The organism is Pseudomonas sp. S07E 245, assembly GCF_019599025.1.
Classification (GTDB): domain Bacteria; phylum Pseudomonadota; class Gammaproteobacteria; order Pseudomonadales; family Pseudomonadaceae; genus Aquipseudomonas; species Aquipseudomonas shirazensis.
Window position 1 is genome coordinate 2,387,616 of record NZ_CP080625.1, and the last position, 23,231, is coordinate 2,410,846.

The window sequence follows — 23,231 nt, forward strand, 5'->3', positions numbered from 1 at the left end:
TAGGCCGTTCAGCGGCCTTTGCCGGGCAGCTCGATGCTCACTCGCAGGCCGCCTTGAGGGCTTTCCTGCAGTGCGATGGCGCCACCCCAGGCGTCGACGATATCGCGCACGATACCCAAGCCCAGGCCGTGACCATTGACCTGCTCGTCCAGCCGCGAACCTCGCTCGAGCACGTGTACGCGTTTTTCCTCAGGAATGCCCGGGCCATCGTCATCCACCCATAGCTGATAGCCGGAGGCACTCGTAGCGATACCCAAGCGGACTTCGCTGTCAGCCCATTTGCAGGCATTGTCGAGCAGGTTGCCGAGCAGCTCGAGCAGGTCCTCGCGGTCCCAAGGCAGCAGCAGTCCAGCGGGCGTGTCGCGCTCCAGCAGCAGACCTTCACCATGAATCATGCCCAAGGTTGCCAGCAGGCTTGGCAACTCCGCATCGCAATCAAACTGCGCGCCGGGCAGAGCATCGCCCGCCAACCGCGCACGGTTGAGTTCACGTTCCAGGCGCTGCTGGATCTGTTCGAGCTGCTCGCGCATTTGCGTGCGTACGTCAGGCAAATCGCGCAAGCGCTCGCTGGAGGCCAGGCTGAGCAGAACCGCCATCGGCGTTTTCAACGCATGGCCAAGATTGCCCAGCGCATTGCGCGAGCGGCGCAGGCTGTCTTCAGTGTGGGCCAGCAGATGGTTGACCTGATCGACCAGCGGCTGCAGCTCGCTGGGTACTTCGGCATCCAGCTGTGAGCGCTGGCCTTGCTGCAGTTGCGCGATCTGCTGGCGGGCTCGCTCCAATGGCCGGAGCGAGCGGGTAACAGTGATGCGCTGCAATACCAGCACCAGCACCAGGGCGATCAGGCCCATACCCAGGCCGATCTGCTGCATGCGCTGAAAGCCCTGGCGTACTGGTGAATAATCCTGCGCGACGCTGATCGAGATGTCCTGACCCAGGCGCCGATAGTCAGCACGCAGGGCCAGCAACTGTTGGCCTTCAGGACCTAGTACATGGGTATCTTCGAGTCCCGGCTTGGCCGGCTTGGGCATGTCCAGGTCCCACAATGAGCGAGATCGCCAACTGCCCTGCTCGAAATCGATGCGAAAGTAATACCCGGAAAACGGCCTTTGGTACGCAGCCGAGATGCGCCGCTCATCCAGCTGCAAGCCGTCCGGGCCGCGCCCCAGCGCCACCAGCAGGTTCTCGCTTTCCTTGCGCAAACCGACTTCGAGGTAACGCTGCAGGCCGGCCTCGAACAGCCACAGGGTCAACTGTGCAAAGGCCAGCCCGATCACTACCAATACGGCGATAAGGCCAACACTCAAGCGTGCCTGGATCGACTTCACGGCGTGCTGCCGGCGTAGACGTAACCTTGCCCGCGACGGGTTTCGATGACGCTGCGGCCGAGTTTACGCCGCAGGTGATTGACGTGCACCTCAAGCACGTTGGAGTCGCGCTCGGTTTCGCCGTCATACAGGTGCTCGGCCAGATGCCCCTTGGACAGCACCTGGCCGGGATGCAGCATGAAGTAGCGCAGCAGGCGAAACTCCGCCGCGGTCAGTTGCACATCGACACCCTCGCGGCTGACACACTGGCGGCTTTCGTCCAAGTGCAGGCCGGCTGCTTCAAGCTTGGGCTGATTGGCTAGGCCCCGCGCGCGGCGCAGCAGTGCCTGAATGCGCAGTTGCAGCTCTTCAGGGTGGAACGGCTTGCTCAGGTAATCGTCGGCGCCGGCCTTCAAGCCTTCGATGCGCTCGGCCCACGAGCCGCGCGCCGTCAGGATCAGCACTGGCGTGGCCAACCCGCCTGCACGCCACTGGGCGAGGACTTCCAATCCCGGCAAGCCGGGCAAGCCAAGGTCGAGAATGATCAGATCGTAGGGCTCGCTCTGGCCTTGATAGACCGCATCACGGCCGTCTGCCAGCCAGTCGACGGCATAGCCCTGACGCTGCAGGCCGGCAGTCAGCTCATCGGCCAGCGGCACGTTATCCTCGACCAGCAACAGGCGCATTCAGTCGTCCTCCTCATCTTTGAGCAGCACACCGCTGCGGGCATCCAGCTTGATTTCGCGCACCACCCCTTCAAGGGTCAGCAGCTCGACCTCGTATTCATAGCGGCCATGTTTTTCTTCAAGCTCTGCCTCAAGCAGACGTGCCCCGGGGTAACGCCCTAGGGCAGAGTCGAGCAGATGCTCAAGCGGCAGGATGATGCCCTTTTGCCGCAGCGCGAGGGCTTCATCCTGGTCAAGATCACGCGCCAGCGCCAGTGAACACACGGCCATCAGGGCCAGCGCCAGGTAGCGCGGCGTGCGCGATAGCGGGCTCATTATTTGTCTTGGGCGTTTTTCAGTATTTCGCCGGTCTTGGCATCCAGATCAACGTCCCATTCAACGTTCTGCGCATCACGCAGTTCGACCTTGAGGATGTAGCGGCCGTATTCGTTTTCAAGCTCGGAGTCGGTGATGGTTGAACCAGGATGCTTGGCCTTTGCAGTCTCGGCCAGTTTCTGCAATGGCTGCACGGTGCCGGCTTTTTCCAGGGCGCTGATTTCATGCGCCGGTACGTCGGCCAGGGCAGCGGTGGCAGCAACAGACAGGGCAGCAGCAGTGAACAGGGCAGTCAAAGTCTTCATGAGTATCTCTCCATCGGGATGTACAAGTTGTCTACGGGGTTAAGATTAACCACGGCTCCTTAAGCCAACCTGAAATTGCTCGCGGGCATGATAGCGCATGCCTCGAGCACTGTTGCAGTGAGTGCGCAAGCGCCACCGGGCAGCTGACCACACAGGCACAACCACTCACTGCGGCCATGCTGGTAGAATCGCCGCCATTCTCGCTTGCAACAGAGTTACTACCCCGTGGAAATTTTCAAAGAGTTCACCTTCGAATCGGCCCATCGCCTGCCCAATGTCGCGCCTGGTCATAAATGCGGCCGCTTGCACGGCCACTCGTTCAAGGTTGCCCTGCACCTGACCGGCCCGCTTGACCCGCATACCGGCTGGATCCGCGACTTCTCCGAGATCAAGGCGATTTTCAAGCCGATCTACGAGCAGCTCGACCACAACTACCTGAACGACATTCCTGGCCTGGAAAACCCCACCAGCGAAGTGATCGCGGTGTGGATCTGGCAGCAGGTGAAACCGCTGCTGCCAGAACTGTCCAAGGTGCGTATTCACGAAACCTGCACCAGCGGCTGCGAGTACAGCGGCGCGTAGGCGGTTTCACTCTATCGAGGGTTTCGGGTGCGGCGGCACGCATGGGTTGTCGATACACATCAGCAACACACCCGGCCTGCCGCGGCCTGCATTCAGATACCCTTGCCCGTTCTCTACCAGTCGGCGCACCTTGACAGCTTCAAGGCCGCCATAGAGAGACAGGTTCAGGTGCAGACCGCCCTCCACCAAGTGTTCCGGATTCAGGCCTGCGATGTGCCAGAGCGGCGTCTTCAAGCCCTTTCTGAGTTTGTAGAGCGGCAAGTCGAGATCAATCTGCGTGTCTACCGGCAGTTTTACCGCCGGCGCGACACCGATCGGATCTTTCAGGGCGATTACCCCTTCTTTATCGGTCAGGCTTCCAGCTTTGGCGTCTGTAGGGTAAAAACCCAGATAGCCGCTCCTGCTCACGTCCAACCAGTAGTTGAGCCTGGGATACTGGTCGCTGTTGCGGCCAGTATAGGCCGGGCGGATCTCGTAGACGTAGCCCAGCGCATGGCGATAGGTGCCGAACCAGAAGGTATCGACACCGAGCGATTGTCGTAAATCTTCACCCTGCCATTCGTCCGGCGGAAATGAATCTGGCCGTGTTCCGTCATAATTGCGGCTCGCTATCAACCAGCCGCTGTCGCTATTCCAGCCATCGAATTCGGTCCAGAGCGGCCGGGACAGGTCGTCGCCGTCCTCCCATACCGCAGGGGTCGAAACATAATCTGCCAGTTGCCAGCGGCAGCGGCAGCGGGCGGTAAAACTCAGTTCAGGCATGAATACAAGGCTGCTCATCACGTCACTCCAGCTTGAAGGAGCGATGAACGCTAAGGACTGCTGGCGCTGCGCGGCAGCTGGAAGGCTACCCCAGCACGTCCTTGAGAAACGACGGTGCGATGTAGCGCTGGTAATGTGCTTCGGACAACAGGAAGAACTCCCGGTCGATGGCGTCGCGCAACTGTGGCAGATCCCAGCCACGAAACTCAGGCAACAGCGCCATGCCATAGGCCTCAAGGTCACGGATCATCCGCGCGCCGCGCGCTATCAACTGATACGCCCAGCAATATTCGGACTGCTGCACGACGAAGCGGATCGAACGCTGCTCCAGTTGCTGGCGCAAGCAGTCTTTGTCGAACACTTCAAGCTTGGCCATCATCACTTGCACCAGCAACTGCTCCAAGCGCAGCCAGACCGCCCGCTTGGCCTCCTCGCTGTAGCCGTTCCAGTGGATCACTTCATGATGAAAGCGCTTGCAGCCGCGGCATACAAGGTCGCCGTAGACGGTCGAGCAGAGCCCGACGCACGGGGTTTTGATGGACTGATTGGACATGAACAGACAACAGCTTGGCGGTGGCACACGGCTCCATGTTAGCCCTTTGTCTAACCAGGGTCACTTGTTAAAGTCGCATCCCGCGCCTTACTTTTGTTCAGTTTTTGCCGTAGAATCAACCCGCCTTTTCAAGGCAACAATGTCCGTTGGAAGCTGTTTTCAAAGCGTCACGAAGCACAGTTAATCCGGTAGAACGGTGTTGGCCGGCCCATGCAGCCCTCGCATGCTCCGCGCCAACCCCTCATCAGCGCTCCGTTCTACAGGCGTAAAACTTTGAAAACAGCTTCTGCAAGGATTTTCCGCACGCCTGGCTGGACGGCTCACGAAGCCGTATTGCGCATGGCCGCGTTGAATTCTGGATGAGCGTCCCGGACTCCCTTTAGGGACCACTGATGAGGGTAATAACTGTGCTTGAAGCCTACCGCAAACATATCGAAGAGCGTAAAGCCCTGGGCATCGTGCCCCAGCCGCTGAACGCCGAACAGACTGCAGGCCTGGTCGAACTGTTGAAAAACCCGCCAGCCGGCGAAGAAGCCTTCCTCGTTGACCTGATCACCAACCGCGTACCACCAGGCGTTGACGAGGCTGCCTACGTCAAGGCCGGTTTCCTCTCGGCAATCGCCAAGGGCGAAGCCACTTCGCCACTGCTCGACCGCAAGCATGCCACCGAGCTGCTCGGCACCATGCAGGGCGGCTACAACATCGAGACTCTGGTCGCGCTGCTGGACGACGCCGAACTGGCTGCCGTCGCGGCCGAACAGCTCAAGCACACCCTGCTGATGTTCGATGCTTTCCATGACGTCGCCGAAAAAGCCAAGGCGGGCAACGCCCACGCCAAGGCTGTGCTGGAGTCCTGGGCCAATGGCGAGTGGTTCACCAAGCGCCCTGAAATTGCCGAAAAGTACACCCTGACCGTGTTCAAGGTGCCTGGCGAAACCAACACCGACGACCTCTCCCCTGCCCCGGATGCCTGGTCGCGCCCTGATATCCCGCTGCACGCCCTGGCCATGCTGAAAATGGCCCGTGACGGCATCGAGCCTGAGCAACCAGGCTCGGTCGGTCCGCTCAAGCAGATCGAAGCCATGCGCGCCAAAGGCTTCCCGGTCGCCTACGTCGGTGACGTGGTCGGTACCGGTTCGTCGCGTAAATCGGCAACCAACTCGGTACTGTGGTTCTTCGGTGACGATATCCCCAACGTGCCGAACAAGCGCGCTGGCGGTTTCTGCTTCGGCACCAAGATCGCTCCGATCTTCTACAACACCATGGAAGACGCCGGCGCCCTGCCAATCGAATTCGACTGCAGCAACCTGGCCATGGGCGACGTCATCGACGTGTACCCGTTCAAAGGTGAAGTACGCCGTCACGAAAGCGACGAGCTGGTCACCACCTTCGAACTGAAGACGCCAGTCCTGCTCGACGAAGTCCGTGCTGGCGGCCGTATCCCGCTGATCGTTGGCCGTGGCTTGACCGACAAGGCGCGCACCGAGCTGGGCATGGGTCCAACCGACCTGTTCAAACTGCCGGACGCACCGGTCGATACTGGCAAGGGCTTCACCCTGGCGCAAAAAATGGTTGGCCGTGCCTGCGGCATGCCAGAAGGCCAGGGCGTACGTCCAGGCGCCTACTGCGAACCGAAGATGACCACCGTGGGTTCGCAAGACACCACCGGCCCGATGACCCGCGACGAGCTCAAAGACCTCGCCTGCCTGGGCTTCTCGGCTGACCTGGTCATGCAGTCGTTCTGCCACACCGCGGCTTACCCGAAGCCAATCGACGTCACCACCCACCACACCCTGCCGGATTTCATCCGCACCCGTGGCGGCGTGTCGCTGCGTCCTGGCGACGGCATCATCCACAGCTGGCTGAACCGCATGCTGCTGCCTGACACCGTCGGCACCGGCGGCGACTCGCACACCCGCTTCCCGATCGGCATCTCGTTCCCGGCCGGTTCCGGCCTGGTCGCCTTCGCCGCTGCCACCGGCGTGATGCCGCTGGACATGCCAGAGTCGATCCTGGTTCGCTTCAAGGGCAAGCTGCAGCCTGGCATCACCCTGCGTGACCTGGTCCATGCGATCCCGTACTACGCCATTCAGCAAGGCCTGCTGACCGTCGAGAAGAAAGGCAAGATCAACGCCTTCTCGGGTCGCATCCTGGAGATCGAAGGCCTCGACGAGCTGACCGTCGAGCAAGCGTTCGAGCTGTCCGACGCTTCCGCCGAGCGCTCTGCTGCTGGCTGCACCATCAAGCTGCCGGAAAAAGCGGTTGCCGAATACCTGCAGTCGAACATCACCCTGCTGCGCTGGATGATCAGCGAAGGCTACGGCGATGCGCGGACCATGGAGCGCCGTGCGCAAGCCATGGAAGCCTGGCTGGCCAACCCGCAGCTGCTGTCTGCAGACGCCGATGCCGAATACGCCGAGATCATCGAAATCGACCTGGCCGACGTCAAAGAGCCTGTGCTCTGCGCGCCGAACGACCCGGACGACGCCCGCCTGCTGTCTTCGGTACAGGGCGAGAAGATCGACGAAGTGTTCATCGGCTCGTGCATGACCAACATTGGTCACTTCCGCGCTGCTGGCAAGCTGCTGGAGAAGGTCAAGGGCGGTATTCCGACCCGTCTGTGGCTGGCTCCGCCAACCAAGATGGACGCTCACCAGCTGACCGAAGAAGGCTACTACGGCATCTACGGCAAAGCTGGCGCGCGCATGGAAATGCCAGGTTGCTCGCTGTGCATGGGTAACCAGGCACGTGTGCAGACCGGTTCGACCGTGGTCTCCACCTCGACCCGTAACTTCCCTAACCGTCTGGGCGATGCCACTAACGTCTACCTGGCTTCGGCCGAGCTGGCAGCAGTGGCTTCGATCATCGGCAAGCTGCCGACCATCGAAGAGTACATGCAGTACGCCAAAGACATCGACAGCATGGCTGCCGACGTCTACCGCTACCTGAGCTTCGACCAGATCGCCGAGTTCCGTGACGCTGCGGAAAGCGCCAAGATCCCGGCTGTTCAGGTCTAACACCTGTAACAAGCGCCTAGCGCGGTAAAAAAGAAGCCCCGGCAGTGATGCCGGGGCTTTTTTATGCGGTGCTTTTGTTGCCGTTCAGCTTGGGCGAAGCCGCTGCACAGCGATGTGGCTAGAAGCTGTCCGCCGGCACCCGCACCCAACCTTCCATCAGCACCCGCGCACTGCGGCTCATGATGGCCTTGGTCACGGTCCACTGGCCGTCTACCTGGCGCGCCTCGGCACCGACGCGCAATGTCCCGGACGGGTGCCCAAAGCACACCGCAGTGCGTTCACCACCGCCTGCAGCCAGGTTGACCAGCGTACCGGGGATAGCGGCTGCGGTGCCGATGGCGACTGCTGCAGTACCCATCATGGCGTGGTGCAGTTTGCCCATCGACAACGCGCGCACCAGCAGGTCGATATCTGCCGCCGCGACCGCTTTGCCACTGGACGCAGCATAAGCAGCCGGTGCCGCGACGAAGGCCACCTTGGGGGTGTGCTGACGTTCGCGGGCCTGCTCGAGGTTGCTGATCAAGCCCATGCGCAGTGCGCCATAGGCGCGAATGGTCTCGAAGCGCGCCAGCGCTTGCGGGTCAGCATTGATCGCATCCTGCAATTCGGTGCCGCTGTAACCGAGGTCTTGCGCATTGAGGAAAATGGTCGGGATGCCGGCGTTGATCAGAGTCGCCTTGAACGTGCCAACCCCTGGCACTTCCAGGTCATCAACCAGGTTACCGGTGGGGAACATCGCCCCACCGCCTTCATCATCGGCGGCCGGCTCGACGAACTCCAGTTGCACTTCGGCAGCAGGGAACGTCACCCCGTCCAGCTCGAAGTCACCGGTCTCCTGCACTTCGCCGTTGCTGATCGGCACGTGGGCAATGATGGTCTTGCTGATGTTGGCCTGCCAGATACGCACCGTGGCAGTGCCGTTGTGCGGGATGCGCGCTGGGTCGACCAAGCCGCTGCTGATAGCGAACGCGCCGACCGCTGCCGAGAGGTTACCGCAGTTGCCGCTCCAGTCGACAAACGCCTTGTCGATGGCGACCTGGCCGAACAGGTAGTCAACGTCGTGCTCAGGCTTGGTAGTGGTCGAGACGATCACCGCCTTGCTGGTACTGGACGTGCCGCCGCCCATGCCGTCGGTCTGCTTGCCGTATGGGTCGGGGCTGCCAATCACGCGCAGGATCAGCGCGTCCCGGGCAGGCCCGGGCTGGCGAGCGCGCTCCGGCAAATCTTGCAGGGAGAAAAACACGCCTTTGCTGGTACCACCACGCAAGTAGGTGGCGGGGATTTTGATCTGCGGTGCGTAGGTCATGATTGAGTCCTATGAATTCTGCGGTCTAGCCGGGGCCGCTGCGCGCCCCTTCGCGGGTGAACCCGCTTCCACAGGCACCGCGCAAACCCTGTGGGAGCGGGTTCACCCGCGAAGGGCCGCACAGCGGCCCCGGTACTCAGGCGGTAGCTTCGAGGAAATCCTGGGCGAAGCGCTGCAGCACCCCGCCCGCTTCGTAGATGGAAACCTCTTCGGCGGTATCCAGGCGGCAGGTCACCGGTACCTCGAGGCGCTCGCCGTTGCGGCGGGTGACCACCAGGGTGAGGGTCGCCCGCGGGGTGCGCCGGCCGAGCACGTCGTAGCTTTCGCTGCCATCGAGGCCGAGGGTGTTGCGGTCGGTGCCGGCCTGGAACTCCAGCGGCAACACCCCCATACCGACCAGATTGGTGCGGTGAATGCGCTCGAAGCCTTCGGCAACGATCGCCTCGACCCCGGCCAGGCGCACGCCCTTGGCGGCCCAGTCGCGTGACGAGCCTTGGCCGTAATCCGCACCGGCAACGATGATCAGCGGCTGCTTGCGCTGCATGTAGGTTTCGATCGCTTCCCACATGCGCACCACCTGCCCTTCCGGCTCAAGCCGCGCCAGCGAACCCTGCTGCACGCTGCCATCGGCCTTGCGCACCATTTCGTTGAACAGCTTGGGGTTGGCAAAGGTGGCACGCTGGGCAGTCAGGTGATCGCCGCGGTGGGTTGCGTAGGAATTGAAGTCTTCCTCGGGCAGGCCCATCTTCGCCAGGTATTCACCGGCGGCGCTGTCGAGCATGATCGCATTCGACGGCGACAGGTGATCAGTGGTGATGTTGTCCGGCAGCACCGCCAGCGGGCGCATGCCGCGCAGGCTGCGCTCACCGGCCAGGGCGCCTTCCCAGTACGGCGGGCGACGAATGTAGGTGCTCATCGGGCGCCAGTCGTACAGCGGCGGGACCTTGGGCCCGGTGTCTTCTTCGATGGCGAACATCGGGATGTACACACTGCGGAACTGCTCGGGCTTGACCGCGGCACCGACCACGGCATCGATTTCGGCATCGCTGGGCCAGATGTCCTTGAGGCGGATTTCCTTGCCGTCGACCACACCCAGCACATCCTTCTCGATATCGAAGCGGATGGTCCCGGCAATGGCGTAGGCCACCACCAGCGGCGGCGAGGCGAGGAACGCCTGCTTGGCGTACGGGTGGATGCGCCCGTCGAAGTTGCGGTTGCCCGACAACACCGCGGTGGCGTACAGGTCGCGGTCGATGATCTCCTGCTGGATAACCGGGTCGAGCGCGCCAGACATGCCGTTGCAGGTGGTGCAGGCGAAGGCGACGATGCCAAAGCCCAGTTGCTCCAGCTCATGTTCGAGCCCGGCTTCCTGCAGGTACAGCTTGACCGCCTTGGAACCCGGCGCCAGCGACGACTTGACCCACGGCTTGCGGGTCAGCCCAAGGCGGTTGGCGTTGCGGGCGATCAAGCCGGCGGCGATCACGTTGCGCGGGTTGCTGGTATTGGTGCAGCTGGTGATGGCAGCGATGATCACGGCGCCGTCCGGCATCTGCCCGGGCACATCCTGCCAGGCCCCGGCGATGCCCTTGGCGGCCAGCTCGCTGGTGGCCACGCGGGCATGCGGGTTGGATGGCCCGGCCATGTTGCGCACCACGCTCGACAGGTCGAAGCTGAGGACACGCTCGTAAACCGCGTCGACCAGGCTGTCGGCCCAGAGGCCGGCGACTTTGGCGTAGTTCTCGACCAGTTGCACCTGCTGCTCTTCGCGGCCGGTCAGGCGCAGGTAGTCGATGGTCTGCTGGTCGATGGCGAACATCGCCGCAGTGGCACCGTATTCCGGAGCCATGTTGGAGATGGTGGCGCGGTCGCCCAAGGTCAGCGCGCGGGCGCCCTCACCGTAGAACTCCAGATAGGCGCCGACCACCTTCTGCTTGCGCAGAAACTCGGTCAGGGCCAGGACCAGGTCGGTGGCGGTGATGTTCGGCTGCAGGCGGCCGGTCAGCTCGACGCCGACGATTTCCGGCAGGCGCATCCACGAGGCGCGACCGAGCATGACGTTCTCGGCTTCAAGGCCGCCCACACCAATGGCGATGACGCCCAGTGCATCGACATGCGGGGTGTGGCTGTCGGTGCCGACGCAGGTGTCCGGGTAGGCTACGCCGCGCTCGCTGTGGATCACCGGCGACATCTTCTCCAGGTTGATCTGGTGCATGATGCCGTTGCCGGGCTGGATCACATCAACGTTCTTGAAGGCTTTCTTGGTCCAGTTGATGAAATGAAAGCGGTCTTCGTTGCGCCGGTCTTCGATGGCGCGGTTGCGCTCGAAAGCCTGCGGATCGTAGCCACCGCACTCGACGGCCAGGGAGTGGTCGACGATCAGTTGCACGGGCACTACCGGGTTGACCTGGGCCGGGTCGCCGCCCTTGTCGGCGATCGCGTCGCGCAGGCCTGCCAGGTCGACCAGGGCGGTCTGGCCAAGAATGTCGTGGCACACCACCCGCGCCGGGAACCAGGGGAAGTCGAGATCGCGTTTGCGTTCGATCAACTGCTCCAGCGAGGCATTGAGGGTGGCTGGGTCACAGCGGCGCACCAGGTTTTCGGCCAGTACGCGGGAGGTGTACGGCAGACCTGCGTAGGCGCCGGGCTTGATCGCCTCGACCGCTGCGCGGGCATCGAAATAGTCCAGGCCGGAGCCTGGCAGGGCCTTGCGGAAGGTGCTGTTCATATAGTTATCAGGCTCACGGTATTGGTTGGTAAAGCTGGGGGCGCTGCGCGCCCCTTTCGCGACGCAAGGCCGCTCCTACAAAAGCACCGCAGTCCACTGTAGGAGCGGCCTTGTGTCGCGATAGGGCTGCAGAGCAGCCCCCGACACCCGCAGCCTCAACGCTGCTCTATCGGCACATACTCACGCTGCTCGACCCCGACATACTCCGCACTCGGGCGAATGATCCGGTTGTTGGCACGCTGCTCGAACACATGCGCCGCCCAGCCGGTCAGCCGCGAGCAGACGAAGATCGGCGTGAACAGCTCGGTCGGAATGCCCATGAAGTGATACGCCGAGGCATGGTAGAAGTCGGCGTTGGGGAACAGCTTCTTCTGCTCCCACATGGTCTTGTCGATCGCTTCGGAAACCGGGTACAGCACGGTGTCACCGGCTTCATCAGCGAGCTGTTTGGCCCAGCCCTTGATCACCTCGTTGCGCGGGTCGGACTCTTTGTAGATCGCATGGCCAAAGCCCATGATCTTGTCCTTGCGCTCGAGCATCTGCAGCAGCTCGGCGGTCGCTTCCTGCGGGCTCTGGAAGCGCTCGATCAAGGCCATCGCCGCTTCGTTGGCGCCGCCATGCAGTGGGCCGCGCAGCGAGCCGATCGCCGCGGTAACGCAGGAATACAGGTCAGACAGGGTCGAGGCACAGACCCGGGCGGTAAAGGTCGAGGCGTTGAACTCATGCTCGGCGTATAGAATCAGCGAGACGTTCATCACCTTCACATGCAGTTCGCTCGGCTTCTTGCCGTGCAGCAGTTGCAGGAAGTGCCCGCCGAGGGTGTCTTCATCGCTGTTGCAGTCGATGCGCACGCCATGGTGGCTGAAGCGGTACCAGTAGCACATGATCGCCGGGAACAGCGCCAGCAGGCGATCGGTCTTGTCCTGTTGGGTGTCGAAGGTCAGCTCCGGCTCAAGCGTGCCGAGCATCGAGCAGCCGGTGCGCATGACGTCCATTGGGTGGGTATCACGGGGAATGCGCTCAAGCACCTCCTTGAGCGCCTGGGGCAGATCACGCATGCCCTTGAGCTTGCGCTTGTAGTCGTTGACTTCGGCTTTGCTGGGCAGCTCGCCATACAGCAGCAGGTAGGCGACCTCTTCAAATTCGGCATGCTTTGCCAGGTCGCGCACGTCGTAACCACGGTAGGTAAGGCCGGCACCGGCCTGGCCAACGGTCGACAGCGCGGTCTGGCCGGCCACCTGGCCACGCAGGCCTGCGCCACTGAGTACTTTTGCTTCGGCCATGGGGCTTCTCCTTTATTGAACTTGTTATGGAATTGCTGGCTAATCCGGGCGACTGCTAACTGAGTGTCAGCCTTTTTTCTGGGCAAACAGCGCATCGAGGCTCTGCTCGAAGGCGTGGTAGCCGATGGCATCGTAGAGCTCCATGCGAGTCTGCATGGTGTCGATGACGTTTTGCTGAGTGCCATCGCGGCGCAGTGCGGTGTAGACGTTTTCCGCTGCTTTGTTCATGGCGCGGAACGCCGACAGCGGGTACAGCACCAGCGACACGTCGACCGCTGCCAGCTGTTCGGTGGTGTACAGCGGGGTAGCGCCGAACTCGGTGATGTTGGCCAGGATCGGCGCCTGCACGCGCTCGGCAAAGGTCTTGTACATTGCCAGTTCAGTGATCGCCTCGGGGAAGATCATGTCAGCCCCCGCCTCGACATAGGCGGCGGCGCGGTCCAGCGCGGCGTTGAGGCCCTCTACTGCCAGCGCGTCAGTGCGCGCCATGATCACGAAGCTGTCGTCCAGGCGCGCATCGACGGCGGCCTTGATCCGGTCGACCATCTCCTGCTGGGTGACGATCTCCTTGTTAGGCCGGTGGCCGCAACGCTTGGCCCCAACCTGGTCTTCGATATGAATGGCCGCGGCGCCGAACTTGTTCATCGAACGCACGGTGCGCGCCACGTTGAATGCCGAAGCGCCAAAGCCGGTGTCGACATCCACCAGCAACGGCAGGTCGCAGACGTCGGTGATGCGCCGCACGTCGGTGAGCACGTCATCCAGACCGGTGATACCCAGGTCTGGCAGGCCAAGCGAGCCGGCGGCGACGCCGCCACCGGACAGGTAGATGGCCTTGAACCCGGCGCGTTTGGCCAGCAACGCGTGGTTGGCGTTGATCGCGCCGACCACCTGCAAAGGATGTTCAGCGGCAACCGCGTCGCGGAAACGTTGGCCTGGCGTGCTCTTCACAGTCATGACTCACCTCGTGGGCTGTTGTTGTCTACGCCTTCATAGTGGCGCGCGATATTGCGTTTGGAGGCGCCGATATGGCGGCGCATCAGCAGTTCGGCCAGCTCGCCGTCGCGGTCGGCAATCGCATCGAGGATGCGGTGATGCTCGGCGAAGGCCTGATGCGGGCGGTTAGGCGTGGCGGAAAACTGGATGCGGTACATGCGCACCAGTTGGTACAGCTCGCCGCAGAGCATCTGCACCAGGGTCTGGTTGCCGCTGCCCTGAATGATGCGGTAGTGGAAGTCATAGTCGCCTTCCTGCTGGTAGTAGCCCACCCCGGCCTGGAACGCGGCATCGCGCTCGTGGGTGTCGAGCACCCGGCGCAATTCGTCGATCTCGGCCGCACTCATGCGCTCGGCGGCCAGCCGACAGGCCATGCCCTCGAGCGATTCGCGGATCTCGTACAGTTCGATCAGTTCGGCGTGGCTCAGCGATACCACGCGAGCACCAACATGCGGCACCCGCACCAGCAAGCGCTGGCCTTCGAGGCGATGGATGGCCTCGCGCAATGGGCCCCGGCTGATGCCGTAGGTGCGCGCCAGCTCCGGCTCGGAGATCTTGCTGCCTGGGGCGATTTCGCCTTTGACGATGGCAGCCTGGATACGCCGGAAGACGTTTTCCGAAAGCGTCTCGCTTTCTTCCACTATGGTCGGCGGGGCTTGGCTGAGGTCCAGCATATTGTCGACACCTTGAACTTCAATAGCCACAAAACTAGCTAAACAGACTTGAATAGTCAAAGCCAAAATGCACATTGTCGACAATCGTCTAGCGGCGAACTTAAAGCGCGCCAGCACTGTCAGATTGCGACGCGCTGGCGTCAAGACGTCGCCGTGGTAGAATGCCGCGCTTCCCTGAGGGGGCATCAACAGTCCGCCTGTCGTCGCATGTCATTTGTGTAGTCATTTGTATAAGTGTCGACAGATCAAAAGGATGCTTGGCCAGTCGCCTTGCCCTGAACCCAGCACAGCACCGCGCCAGGATTTATGAGACTTACACCCGTTCTATTGTTGTTCTGCCTTGCCCTGCTGCCGACCTTCGGCCACGCAGCCGAGAAGACCGTGTACGGCCTGAACGAGTACGCCCACTTGAATGACCTCGACCTCGAGGTTGCGGCCAAGCTCGATACCGGCGCCAAGACAGCCTCGCTGAGTGCCCGTGATATCAAGCGTTTCAAGCGCAACGGCGAGAGCTGGGTGCGCTTCTACCTGGCCATCGATAGCGCTCACTCGCACCCGATCGAGCGGCCACTGGCCCGGGTCAGCAAGATCAAGCGGCGTGCCGGTGATTACAATGCCGACGAAGGCAAGGCCTACACTGCCCGCCCGGTTATCGAATTGAACATTTGCATGGGCCGAGCCCTGCGCACCATCGAAGTCAACCTTACCGATCGCAGCACGTTCCAGTTCCCGCTGCTGATCGGCTCCGAGGCGTTGAAAGACTTCGACGCGCTGGTCGACCCCAGCCTCAAATACGCGGCCGGCAAACCTGCCTGTGCCACCGACGCTCCCAAAGCAGAGTAATCCCGATGCGCTCTCTCACCCTTCACCTCAAAGTCCTCATCACCGTGCTGGTGTTGCTGGGCGTGGCGGTCACGGCCTATCAGATCTTCTTCCTCGGCATCCCGATGACCGAAGACGAAACCGACGACTTGTGGAACATCGACGCCAAGGTCGAGTTCGTCGCCAGTGCCAAGGATCCAGTCAAGGTGCAGATGTTCGTGCCGCCGCTGAGCCGCGATTACGTCAGCCTCAACGAGAGCTTCATCTCCAACAACTACGGCGTCAGCGTCAACCGCGCCGATGGCAACCGCAAGGTGACCTGGTCGGCGCGCCGCGCCAATGGCAATCAGACCCTGTACTACCGCCTGGTGCTGACCAAGCGCTACAGCAACGAGAAGATCGCCATCAAAGGCCCGACCTTCCGTGACAGCAAAGCTGTCGAGGGGCCTGAGAAGATTGCCGCCGAAGCGTTGATGGCGCCGATTCGCCAGCACTCGGCCGACGTCGAAACCTTTGTCGGCGAGACCATCAAGCGGGTCAACAACCTCAACGACGACAACGTCAAGCTGCTGTTGGCCGGCGACACCTCGGCCATGAACAAGGCCAAGGTCATCGACCTGCTGCTGTCCATCGCCCACGTACCGATGGAAAAGGTCCACACCATTCGCCTGATTGCCGACACCCCGCAATCGCCTGAACTGTGGCTGCGCAGCTTCAACGGCAACGACTGGCTGTACTTCAACCCGGACACCGGCGAGCAAGGCCTGCCCAGCGATCGCCTGCTGTGGTGGACCGGCGATGACAACCTGATCACCGTCGATGGCGGCAAGAAGGCCAACGTCACCTTCAGCATGAACAACAGCGAGATGAATGCCATCCGCCTGGCCAAGCTGACCGACGAAAACACCGACGCCGACTTCCTCGAATACTCGCTGTACAGCCTGCCGCTGCAAACCCAGCAGACGTTCATGATCATGGTCATGATCCCGATTGGCGTGCTGGTGATCCTGGTGCTGCGCAACCTGATCGGCCTCCAGACCCTGGGTACCTTTACCCCGGTGCTGATCGCCCTGGCCTTCCGCGAGACTCAGCTGGGCTTCGGCATCATCCTGTTTACCGTGATTACCGCCCTGGGCCTGTCGTTGCGCTCATACCTTGAGCACCTCAAGTTGCAGATGCTGCCGCGGCTGTCGGTTGTGCTGACCTTTGTCGTGGTATTGATCGCTGCCATCAGCCTGTTCAGCCACAAGCTGGGCCTTGAGCGCGGCCTGTCGGTGGCGCTGTTCCCGATGGTGATTTTGACCATGACCATCGAACGCCTGTCGATCACCTGGGAAGAACGTGGCGGTGGCCATGCCATGAAAGTTGCCATCGGCACCCTGTTCGCCGCCTCGCTGGCGCACCTGCTGATGATGGTGCCGGAGCTGGTGTACTTCGTCTTCACCTTCCCTGCGGTGCTGTTGATTCTGGTGGGCTTCATGCTGGCGATGGGTCGCTACCGCGGCTACCGCCTGACCGAGCTGGTGCGCTTCAAGGCATTCCTGAAGAAGGCTGACGCCTGATGTTCGGACTGATCAAGACGTGGAAAGCCCTGGAGGCCCGGGGCATCATGGGTATCAATCGGCGCAACGCGGACTACGTCCTCAAGTACAACAAGCGCAGCCTGTACCCGATCGTCGACGACAAGATCATCACCAAGGAACGCGCCATCGCGGCCGGCATCCATGTGCCGGAAATGTATGGCGTGATCGAGACCGAAAAGCAGATCGACAAGCTGCACGAGATCATCGGCGGGCGTAGCGACTTCGTCATCAAGCCCGCTCAGGGCGCGGGCGGTGACGGCATCCTGGTCATCGCCGACCGCTTCGAGGACCGCTACCGCACAGTGTCGGGCAAGATCATGAGCCACGAGGAAATCGAACACCAGGTGTCGAGCATCCTCACTGGCTTGTACTCGCTTGGCGGCCACCGTGACCGGGCGCTGATCGAATACCGGGTAACGCCGGACCAGATCTTCAAGAGCATCAGTTACGAGGGCGTGCCTGACATCCGCATCATCGTCCTGATGGGCTACCCGGTGATGGCCATGCTGCGCCTGCCTACCCGCCAGTCGGGCGGCAAGGCCAACCTGCACCAGGGCGCCATCGGCGTAGGTGTCGACCTCGCCACCGGCGTCACCCTGCGCGGTACCTGGCTGAACAACATCATCAGCAAGCACCCGGACACCACCAACTCGGTAGACGGCGTGCAGCTGCCCAACTGGGACGGTTTCATGAAGCTCGCCGCCGGCTGCTACGAGCTGTGCGGGCTGGGTTACATCGGCGTCGACATGGTGCTGGATCAGGACAAGGGGCCGTTGATTCTCGAGCTCAACGCCCGACCGGGCCTGAATATCCAGATCGCCAACGACTGCGGCCTGACCCAGCGTACCCATGCCATCGAAGCGCATATCGAAGCGCTGGCCAAAGACGGCATCAGCGAAGATGCCGAGCAGCGCGTGCGGGTTGCGCAAAGCTTGTTTGGCCACGTCCCTTCGCACAACTGAGTAGTGCCTGCGCATGGGGCTGCGAGCAGCTCCACTGCGCTACCCAGGCTGCGGATGTCGCAGCCGGGACTAGGCCGCTCGGCATCAGCAGCCTACAATCGCCTCCTCGTTTTTTCAGCGCTGTTCATTCGCATGCCGACCTGTACGCTTCACCCCCTGCCCTATCAGGCCGACCCGGCCGTGTGGTTCGCTCGCCTGCGCCAGGCGCCGGGCGCGATCCTGCTGGACAGCGCCCGCCCCGGTGCTGAGCGCGGCCGCTACGATCTGCTCAGCGCCTGGCCAGTCGAGCAGCTGCAAATCCAAGCCGATGAAGATGGCCGGGCGTATCTGCAACGGCTGCGCGCCAGCCTCAGCCGGCTAGGCCGCGCCGAGCTGCCGGACGACGTCGAACTGCCCTTCGCTGGCGGCCTGATCGGCTATCTCAGCTATGATTTTGGCCGCCGCCTCGAGCAGCTACCGAACCAGGCTCGCGACGACCTCGGCCTGGCTGACGCGCAACTGGGTTTGTACGCCTGGGCCTTGGTCAGCGATCACCTGCTGGGCACCAGCCAACTGGTGTTTCATCCAAGCCTTGCGCCAGGCGAGCAACAGCGGCTGATCGCGCTGTTCAGCACCGCGGCCGAGGCTGCGCCCGGCACGTTCAGCCTGCTCGCGCCGATGCGCGGCGATCTGCAGCCCGACGACTATCGCCAGGCGTTTGATCGCGTGCAGCAGTACATCAAAGCCGGCGACTGCTACCAGATCAACCTGACCCAACGTTTTCGTGCGCCCTGCCAGGGTGACCCGTGGGCCGCTTATCAAGCGCTGCGCAAGGCTTGCCCTACGCCGTTCTCTGGCTACCAGCAGTTGGCAGATGGCAGTGCCCTGCTGAGCTTCTCGCCGGAACGGTTTGTGCGAGTGAGCCAGGGCGAAGTGGAAACCCGCCCGATCAAGGGCACCCGGCCGCGCTCCAGCGACCCGACGGAAGACGCACGCAACGCCGCCGAGCTGCTTGCCAGCAGCAAGGACCGCTCAGAGAATCTGATGATCGTCGACTTGCTGCGCAACGACCTGGGGCGCACCTGCGAGACCGGCACGGTCAAGGTACCCGAGCTGTTCAGCCTGGAGAGCTACCCCAACGTGCACCACCTGGTCAGCAGCATCACTGGCCGCCTGGCCGCAGGCAAGGACTCGCTCGACCTGCTCGGCGATAGCTTCCCTGGCGGCTCGATCACTGGCGCACCGAAGATCCGCGCCATGCAGATCATCGACGAACTGGAACCCACCCGCCGCGCACTGTACTGCGGCTCGCTGCTGTACATCGATGTACGCGGCGAAATGGACAGCTCGATCGCCATTCGCAGCGTGCTGATCAAGGATGGTCAGGCCTGCTGCTGGGGCGGCGGCGCGGTGGTGGCAGACTCGCACTGGGAGGCGGAATACGAAGAATCGATCGCCAAGGTGCGGGTATTGCTGCAGACCCTGCAAAGGCTCTGAGCTGCGGCGCGGGGCATCACAAGCGGTCCGTCCTGCCAATTTTTGTTACCATTTGCCGACTACGAGCGCACAGCGCCATAAACCCGATGGAAACCGCCTGATGAGCCAAGCCTTCGACGTTGCCACCCTGGCTGCAAGTTACGCCAGCAAGTCCCCCCAGGACATTCTCAAACTCGCCTTCGAGCACTTTGGCGATGACCTGTGGATCTCTTTCAGCGGCGCCGAAGACGTGGTGCTGGTGGACATGGCCTGGAAGCTCAACAAGCAGGTCAAGGTGTTCAGCCTGGATACCGGTCGGCTGCACCCGGAGACCTACCGCTTTATCGATCAGGTCCGCGAGCAGTACAACCTGCCGATCGAAATCCTCAGCCCCGACCGGGCCAAGCTCGAGCCGCTGGTCAAAGAGAAAGGCCTGTTCAGTTTCTACAAGGACGGCCATGGCGAGTGCTGCGGGATTCGCAAGATCGAACCGCTGCGCCGCAAGCTGGCCACAGTCAGCGCCTGGGCCACTGGCCAGCGTCGCGACCAGAGCCCTGGCACCCGCAGCCAGGTTGCCGCACTGGAAATCGACACCGCGTTTTCAACGCCCGAGCACACCCTGTACAAGTTCAATCCGCTGGCGCAGATGAGCAGTGAAGAAGTGTGGGGTTATATCCGCATGCTCGAGCTGCCGTACAACAGCCTGCATGAGCGCGGCTTCATCAGCATTGGTTGCGAGCCGTGCACACGGCCGGTACTGCCTAACCAGCATGAGCGCGAAGGCCGCTGGTGGTGGGAAGAGGCAACGCAGAAGGAGTGTGGGTTGCATGCGGGGAATATCATTTCCAAGGCGTAGTGCACGGCGCCTGGATCGGGGCTGCTTGGCAGCCCCTGATAGCGCAGATCAATGCACCGGCAGCTCAACCCCGTTGAACAGCTCTTCAAGCTCTTGCTTGTTATGGCACTGAATCGCCTTGGCCATCACTTCACGGGTCAGGTGCGGGGCGAACTTCTCGATGAAGTCGCACATGAAGCCACGCAGGAAGGTCCCGCGGCGGAAACCGATCTTGGTCACGCTGGCTTCGAACAGCTCGCTGGCATCCAGTGCCACCAGGTCGCTGTCGAGCTTGGCATCGACCGCCATGCCAGCCACGATGCCCACACCCAACCCCAGGCGCACGTAAGTCTTGATCACGTCGGCATCGGCTGCGGTGAACACCACTTTCGGGGTGAGGCCGCGATGGTTGAACGCCTCGTCCAGCTTGGAGCGGCCAGTGAATCCAAACACGTAGGTCACGATCGGGTATTCGGCAACCGCTTCCAAGGTCAGCTTCGGCAGCTTGGCCAGCGGGTGCCCCTGCGGCACCACCACACAGCGGTTCCACTTGTAGCAAGGCATCATGATCAGATCGCCGAACAGCTCCAGCGCCTCGGTGGCGATGGCGAAATCGACGGTACCGTCAGCGGCCATTTCAGCGATCTGCATCGGCGAGCCCTGGTGCATGTGCAGGGACACATCCGGATATTGCTTGATGAAGCTGCTGATCACCGGCGGCAGCGCGTAACGCGCCTGGGTGTGGGTCGTGGCGATCGACAGCGTGCCCTTCTTCTCGTTGGAAAATTCCTGAGCGATCTGCTTGATGCTTTCAACCTTGCGCAGGATCTCGCCAGCGGTGTTGATGATGCGCTCGCCGGCTGGAGTAACGCGGGTCAGGTGCTTGCCGCTGCGTGCAAAAACTTCGACGCCCAACTCATCCTCGAGCAGACGGATTTGCTTGCTGATCCCCGGCTGCGAGGTATACAGGCTCTGCGCTGTTGCGGAGACGTTGAGGTCGTGGTGCGCCACTTCCCAGATGTAGCGCAGTTGTTGAAGCTTCATAGGTTTCCCTCGGTTCTGCGGTAAGTCACCAGCAGCAGGCAGCGACGATATATAACTATATTAGTGGCTAATGTAATAAATCTAGAACTATTTTGTTACATGAGCAGGAAATGTCCTACGCCGCATTTCACAATTTCCTACGCCCCAGATGCTGGGCCAGAGGCACCATGTAGACCGGCACCGACGACAACTGCAACAGCCGCACCGCTGTGCGCCCGATGGGCACATCGACCCCTGCCCCGTGGGTATGGCTGCCGAAGATCAGCAGGTCAACGCTCAAGCGCTGGGCCTGCTCGAGAATGACCTGCGCAGGGTCGCCCTGACGCACCCTGACCGCTTGAATCACCGCCAGATCGGCGTCCTCGCCGAGCTCCTCACGAAAACTGGCCAGCACCCTCTGCTCAATGTTGGCCATGACCGTGTTGACGCCCTGACTGTGCAACTGATCCAGGGTTTGCTCATCCAGATAACTCTGTAGCAACGACTCGGCAAACTGGCCCATCGGCTCGACTGCATGAATCACATAAAGCTGCGCATTGAAGGTTCGCGCCAGCGCCAGGGCATGCTGCATGACAAACGGCGCATAAACCCCAAGGTCGGTGGCGTACAGCATGGAACGAATCATTCGGCCTCCTGCCCTGCCGCCAAGGCAGAGCAACTTCAGCTTAGCAGCGCCGCGCCCGGACGCCGTGCCGTCCAGCTACGCCGCTGCCATAGTTGCCCGCGCATGCCGCTATCTTGTGGCACCAGCTGTCATCTGATTGCACTCGCACCCTTTATTACCTGGGCTCAGCCCATTGTCGCGCCCCCTGTAACGCGCTAAGGTTCGGCCTCCCCGCTGCGAACAATCTGCTGCTGGGCCGCACGGGGATTGTTGGCGGCCGGCACCCGTGACCTGACGAGTAACACGATGGCTGATTTACCGATCGATGACCTAAACGTTGCCTCCAACGAGACCTTGATCACCCCTGATCAGCTCAAGAAGGAAATCCCTCTCAGCGCCAAGGCCCTGCAGACCGTTACTGCCGGCCGCGAAGTGGTGCGCAATATTCTCGACGGCAAGGACCACCGCCTGTTCGTGGTGATCGGCCCCTGCTCGATTCACGACATCAAAGCCGCCCACGAATACGCCGAACGCCTCAAGGTGCTCGCTGCTGAAGTCTCCGACACCTTGTACCTGGTGATGCGCGTGTACTTCGAGAAGCCGCGTACCACTGTCGGCTGGAAAGGCCTGATCAACGATCCGTACCTGGATGACTCGTTCAAGATCCAGGATGGTCTGCACATTGGCCGCAAGCTGCTGCTGGACCTCGCGGAAATGGGCCTGCCAACGGCTACCGAAGCGCTCGACCCGATCTCGCCGCAGTACCTGCAGGATTTGATCAGCTGGTCGGCGATCGGCGCACGCACCACCGAATCCCAGACACACCGCGAAATGGCCTCGGGCCTGTCTTCGGCAGTCGGCTTCAAGAACGGCACCGATGGCGGCCTGACCGTGGCCATCAACGCCCTGCAGTCGGTCTCCAAGCCGCACCGCTTCCTTGGCATCAACCAGGAAGGCGGCGTGTCCATCGTCACCACCAAAGGCAACGCCTATGGTCACGTGGTGCTGCGTGGTGGCAATGGCAAGCCCAACTACGACTCGGTCAGCGTTGCGCTGTGCGAGCAGGATCTGGCCAAGGCCAAGATCAAGGCCAATATCATGGTCGACTGCAGCCACGCCAACTCCAACAAGGACCCGGCACTGCAGCCACTGGTCATGGAAAACGTCGCCAATCAGATCCTTGAGGGCAACCAGTCGATCATCGGCCTGATGGTCGAGAGCCACCTGAACTGGGGCTGCCAGTCAATTCCCAAAGACCTCGCCGACCTGCAGTACGGTGTTTCGGTGACCGACTCGTGCATTGACTGGAGCGCGACCGAGAAGGCCGTGCGCAGCATGCACAGCAAGCTCAAGGATGTGCTGCCGCAGCGTAAACGCGGCTGACGCCAGACAGCAAAACGCCGGGCGTTGCCCGG

At 62.0% G+C, this 23,231-nt stretch carries 21 protein-coding genes; 8 read left to right on the forward strand and 13 right to left on the reverse strand.

The window, feature by feature from the left end; genetic code table 11:
• Positions 1-8: 8 nt before the first annotated feature.
• From K3F44_RS11090 to K3F44_RS11105, 4 genes are read right to left on the reverse strand one after another with little or no spacing between them, the layout of a single operon-like run.
• Positions 9-1,328: a sensor histidine kinase gene (locus K3F44_RS11090; RefSeq protein ID WP_220634036.1), complete on the reverse strand. Its 1,320-nt coding sequence runs from the start codon at positions 1,326-1,328 to the stop codon at positions 9-11.
• Complete coding sequence (locus tag K3F44_RS11095) at positions 1,325-1,993, reverse strand: response regulator transcription factor (RefSeq protein WP_101320987.1); 669 nt, start codon at positions 1,991-1,993, stop codon at positions 1,325-1,327. The genes K3F44_RS11090 and K3F44_RS11095 overlap by 4 nt, the downstream gene beginning before the upstream one ends.
• Positions 1,994-2,308 carry a PepSY domain-containing protein gene (locus tag K3F44_RS11100; RefSeq protein ID WP_101320990.1) on the reverse strand — a complete coding sequence of 105 codons (315 nt, stop codon included), beginning with the start codon at positions 2,306-2,308 and terminating at the stop codon, positions 1,994-1,996.
• Positions 2,308-2,613: a PepSY domain-containing protein gene (locus K3F44_RS11105; protein WP_103437942.1), complete on the reverse strand. Its 306-nt coding sequence runs from the start codon at positions 2,611-2,613 to the stop codon at positions 2,308-2,310. Before K3F44_RS11105 ends, K3F44_RS11100 begins: the two co-directional genes overlap by 1 nt.
• 225 nt (positions 2,614-2,838) lie before the next feature.
• On the opposite strand from K3F44_RS11105, the gene queD reads away from it, so the two are divergent.
• Entirely contained in the window at positions 2,839-3,195 is a 357-nt protein-coding gene (gene queD, locus K3F44_RS11110) for a 6-carboxytetrahydropterin synthase QueD (RefSeq protein ID WP_101320994.1), read from the forward strand.
• Positions 3,196-3,201: 6 nt separating this feature from the next.
• Here the strand turns inward: queD and K3F44_RS11115 are convergent, their stop codons facing one another.
• Positions 3,202-3,975, reverse strand: a complete 774-nt coding sequence (locus K3F44_RS11115; RefSeq protein WP_259407055.1) for a hypothetical protein — start codon at positions 3,973-3,975, stop codon at positions 3,202-3,204.
• Between the two features lie 67 nt (positions 3,976-4,042).
• Positions 4,043-4,510, reverse strand: a complete 468-nt coding sequence (locus K3F44_RS11120; protein ID WP_101320998.1) for a DUF1289 domain-containing protein — start codon at positions 4,508-4,510, stop codon at positions 4,043-4,045.
• 407 nt (positions 4,511-4,917) lie between these two features.
• Here K3F44_RS11120 and acnB point away from each other — a divergent pair, with 407 nt between their 5' ends.
• Positions 4,918-7,527, forward strand: coding sequence for a bifunctional aconitate hydratase 2/2-methylisocitrate dehydratase (gene acnB, locus K3F44_RS11125; RefSeq protein ID WP_220634178.1), 2,610 nt, complete (start codon positions 4,918-4,920; stop codon positions 7,525-7,527).
• A 118-nt stretch (positions 7,528-7,645) separates the two neighbouring features.
• Here acnB and prpF read toward each other — a convergent pair whose 3' ends face one another.
• From prpF to K3F44_RS11150, 5 genes are all read right to left on the reverse strand, one after another.
• Positions 7,646-8,833, reverse strand: coding sequence for a 2-methylaconitate cis-trans isomerase PrpF (gene prpF / locus K3F44_RS11130; RefSeq protein WP_220634038.1), 1,188 nt, complete (start codon positions 8,831-8,833; stop codon positions 7,646-7,648).
• 136 nt (positions 8,834-8,969) lie between these two features.
• Positions 8,970-11,558, reverse strand: a complete 2,589-nt coding sequence (gene acnD / locus K3F44_RS11135; protein WP_150569850.1) for a Fe/S-dependent 2-methylisocitrate dehydratase AcnD — start codon at positions 11,556-11,558, stop codon at positions 8,970-8,972.
• 155 nt (positions 11,559-11,713) lie between these two features.
• Positions 11,714-12,841 carry a 2-methylcitrate synthase gene (prpC, locus tag K3F44_RS11140; protein WP_101321016.1) on the reverse strand — a complete coding sequence of 376 codons (1,128 nt, stop codon included), beginning with the start codon at positions 12,839-12,841 and terminating at the stop codon, positions 11,714-11,716.
• 66 nt (positions 12,842-12,907) lie between these two features.
• Entirely contained in the window at positions 12,908-13,798 is an 891-nt protein-coding gene (gene prpB / locus K3F44_RS11145) for a methylisocitrate lyase (RefSeq protein ID WP_220634039.1), read from the reverse strand.
• The gene (locus tag K3F44_RS11150; RefSeq protein WP_101321020.1) at positions 13,795-14,511 is read right to left on the reverse strand and encodes a GntR family transcriptional regulator; all 717 of its coding nucleotides are present in this window, start codon (positions 14,509-14,511) and stop codon (positions 13,795-13,797) included. The genes prpB and K3F44_RS11150 overlap by 4 nt, the downstream gene beginning before the upstream one ends.
• 306 nt (positions 14,512-14,817) lie before the next feature.
• On the opposite strand from K3F44_RS11150, the gene K3F44_RS11155 reads away from it, so the two are divergent.
• The 5 genes from K3F44_RS11155 (at position 14,818) to K3F44_RS11175 (ending at position 20,189) form a co-directional block, all read left to right on the forward strand.
• Positions 14,818-15,354 carry an ATP-dependent zinc protease gene (locus K3F44_RS11155; RefSeq protein WP_101321022.1) on the forward strand — a complete coding sequence of 179 codons (537 nt, stop codon included), beginning with the start codon at positions 14,818-14,820 and terminating at the stop codon, positions 15,352-15,354.
• A 5-nt stretch (positions 15,355-15,359) separates the two neighbouring features.
• Positions 15,360-16,895 carry an inactive transglutaminase family protein gene (locus K3F44_RS11160; RefSeq protein ID WP_101321024.1) on the forward strand — a complete coding sequence of 512 codons (1,536 nt, stop codon included), beginning with the start codon at positions 15,360-15,362 and terminating at the stop codon, positions 16,893-16,895.
• On the forward strand, positions 16,895-17,878 hold the full coding sequence (locus K3F44_RS11165) for an alpha-L-glutamate ligase-like protein (RefSeq protein WP_150573635.1): 984 nt from the start codon (positions 16,895-16,897) through the stop codon (positions 17,876-17,878). Before K3F44_RS11160 ends, K3F44_RS11165 begins: the two co-directional genes overlap by 1 nt.
• A gap of 132 nt (positions 17,879-18,010) precedes the next feature.
• The gene (gene pabB / locus K3F44_RS11170) at positions 18,011-19,354 is read left to right on the forward strand and encodes an aminodeoxychorismate synthase component I (RefSeq protein ID WP_181108129.1); all 1,344 of its coding nucleotides are present in this window, start codon (positions 18,011-18,013) and stop codon (positions 19,352-19,354) included.
• 100 nt (positions 19,355-19,454) lie between these two features.
• Complete coding sequence (locus K3F44_RS11175) at positions 19,455-20,189, forward strand: phosphoadenylyl-sulfate reductase (RefSeq protein ID WP_101321028.1); 735 nt, start codon at positions 19,455-19,457, stop codon at positions 20,187-20,189.
• Positions 20,190-20,237: 48 nt separating this feature from the next.
• On the opposite strand, the gene cysB is transcribed toward K3F44_RS11175, so the two are convergent.
• Entirely contained in the window at positions 20,238-21,212 is a 975-nt protein-coding gene (gene cysB, locus K3F44_RS11180) for an HTH-type transcriptional regulator CysB (protein WP_101321031.1), read from the reverse strand.
• A 127-nt stretch (positions 21,213-21,339) separates the two neighbouring features.
• Complete coding sequence (locus K3F44_RS11185) at positions 21,340-21,837, reverse strand: universal stress protein (protein WP_101321033.1); 498 nt, start codon at positions 21,835-21,837, stop codon at positions 21,340-21,342.
• Positions 21,838-22,122: 285 nt separating this feature from the next.
• Between K3F44_RS11185 and K3F44_RS11190 the strand changes: the two genes are divergently transcribed.
• Positions 22,123-23,199, forward strand: a complete 1,077-nt coding sequence (locus K3F44_RS11190) for a 3-deoxy-7-phosphoheptulonate synthase (protein WP_150569846.1) — start codon at positions 22,123-22,125, stop codon at positions 23,197-23,199.
• The last annotated feature ends 32 nt before the right edge of the window (positions 23,200-23,231 follow it).

Excerpts from the sequence above, each read along its gene's own strand:
- K3F44_RS11165 (WP_150573635.1), top strand. The coding sequence starts at position 16,895 with ATGTTCGGACTGATCAAGACGTGGAAAGCCCTGGAGGCCCGGGGCATC.
- K3F44_RS11185 (WP_101321033.1), bottom strand. The coding sequence starts at position 21,837 with ATGATTCGTTCCATGCTGTACGCCACCGACCTTGGGGTTTATGCGCCG.
- cysB (WP_101321031.1), bottom strand. The coding sequence starts at position 21,212 with ATGAAGCTTCAACAACTGCGCTACATCTGGGAAGTGGCGCACCACGAC.
- K3F44_RS11105 (WP_103437942.1), bottom strand. The coding sequence starts at position 2,613 with ATGAAGACTTTGACTGCCCTGTTCACTGCTGCTGCCCTGTCTGTTGCT.
- K3F44_RS11115 (WP_259407055.1), bottom strand. The coding sequence starts at position 3,975 with ATGAGCAGCCTTGTATTCATGCCTGAACTGAGTTTTACCGCCCGCTGC.
- K3F44_RS11100 (WP_101320990.1), bottom strand. The coding sequence starts at position 2,308 with ATGAGCCCGCTATCGCGCACGCCGCGCTACCTGGCGCTGGCCCTGATG.
- K3F44_RS11095 (WP_101320987.1), bottom strand. The coding sequence starts at position 1,993 with ATGCGCCTGTTGCTGGTCGAGGATAACGTGCCGCTGGCCGATGAGCTG.
- K3F44_RS11175 (WP_101321028.1), top strand. The coding sequence starts at position 19,455 with ATGAGCCAAGCCTTCGACGTTGCCACCCTGGCTGCAAGTTACGCCAGC.
- K3F44_RS11160 (WP_101321024.1), top strand. The coding sequence starts at position 15,360 with ATGCGCTCTCTCACCCTTCACCTCAAAGTCCTCATCACCGTGCTGGTG.
- prpC (WP_101321016.1), bottom strand. The coding sequence starts at position 12,841 with ATGGCCGAAGCAAAAGTACTCAGTGGCGCAGGCCTGCGTGGCCAGGTG.
- prpF (WP_220634038.1), bottom strand. The coding sequence starts at position 8,833 with ATGACCTACGCACCGCAGATCAAAATCCCCGCCACCTACTTGCGTGGT.
- K3F44_RS11120 (WP_101320998.1), bottom strand. The coding sequence starts at position 4,510 with ATGTCCAATCAGTCCATCAAAACCCCGTGCGTCGGGCTCTGCTCGACC.
- acnD (WP_150569850.1), bottom strand. The coding sequence starts at position 11,558 with ATGAACAGCACCTTCCGCAAGGCCCTGCCAGGCTCCGGCCTGGACTAT.
- K3F44_RS11190 (WP_150569846.1), top strand. The coding sequence starts at position 22,123 with ATGGCTGATTTACCGATCGATGACCTAAACGTTGCCTCCAACGAGACC.
- K3F44_RS11150 (WP_101321020.1), bottom strand. The coding sequence starts at position 14,511 with ATGCTGGACCTCAGCCAAGCCCCGCCGACCATAGTGGAAGAAAGCGAG.
- prpB (WP_220634039.1), bottom strand. The coding sequence starts at position 13,798 with ATGACTGTGAAGAGCACGCCAGGCCAACGTTTCCGCGACGCGGTTGCC.
- K3F44_RS11155 (WP_101321022.1), top strand. The coding sequence starts at position 14,818 with ATGAGACTTACACCCGTTCTATTGTTGTTCTGCCTTGCCCTGCTGCCG.
- pabB (WP_181108129.1), top strand. The coding sequence starts at position 18,011 with ATGCCGACCTGTACGCTTCACCCCCTGCCCTATCAGGCCGACCCGGCC.